This is a genomic window from Aquirufa sp. OSTEICH-129A, from assembly GCF_054558355.1.
The window spans coordinates 1-476 of the sequence record NZ_JBPXKC010000015.1 but is presented as its reverse complement, the minus strand read 5'-3'; the positions used below and the strand labels follow the sequence as shown (position 1 = coordinate 476).

Here is a 476-nt window from a genome sequence, read left to right as displayed (position 1 = left end):
AAAGCGGAATCGGCTACTATTTCGGGAACAGATGGAAGCATTTCATCTTCAGGAGCAGATCGTTTATCGGTTACTGTATCACCAGCTAGCTTCGCTAAATTGGCAGTTAGTTTAACAAGTCCACAAATCAATGGAACCGCCTTTACGGGTACGAATACCTTAACGGCCCAAGATGCTTATGGTAATACCGTTCCGACTTTCAATGCTGCGGATAATAATGTAACAGTAAGTACAGCCTTGACAGGAACCATCAGTGGCTTAGGTTCAGGAGGAAATCAGGTATTGAATCAAGCGGGCGACTTCACAAGTGGAGTAGCGAACTTGACCAGCTTAGGCTTGAAATTTACTGGAACATCAGGAGCAGGAACTTTTGTCTTTACTCCAGCAAGCGGAACAGCCGCTACTAGCGCAAGTATTACCATCAATCCAGGAACAGCTACTAAGTTGGTAGTAACGGGAACAGGAACACAAACAGC

1 protein-coding gene is annotated in these 476 nt (G+C 45.2%); it reads left to right on the top strand.

The annotated features are described in order from the left end of the window. A partial coding sequence (locus SKC36_RS12305) for a hypothetical protein (protein WP_459466074.1) occupies window positions 1–476 on the top strand: 476 nt, incomplete at both ends.